Genomic DNA, 254 nt, shown 5'->3' on the forward strand with positions numbered 1-254 from the left:
CGCTTGAGCGTGGCCAGCACGTTGTACGCCAGCACCGCGACGGTAAAACCCAGCAGCGCGGCCCGCGGATGACCCAGGGTGCGGATCTCGCTTTGCAGCACCGACTCGAGTCGCTGGAACATGCCTTCGATACGCCAGCGCTTGCGATATAGTCGGGCGATCTCGTGTGCGCCCACCGCGGCAGGCAGATTGCTCCACAGCCGGATCACCGTGTCGCCCGCCTCGGTGGGCTGGTCCAACTGCAGTTCGATGCG

General features: G+C 65.7%; 1 protein-coding gene. It reads right to left on the reverse strand.

What is annotated here, in order from left to right; genetic code table 11:
• On the reverse strand, nucleotides 1–254 hold a 254-nt coding region (locus FSO04_RS46115; RefSeq protein ID WP_154568047.1), incomplete at both ends, for a transposase.

The sequence above is a fragment of the Paraburkholderia madseniana genome, assembly GCF_009690905.1.
Taxonomy (GTDB): domain Bacteria; phylum Pseudomonadota; class Gammaproteobacteria; order Burkholderiales; family Burkholderiaceae; genus Paraburkholderia; species Paraburkholderia madseniana.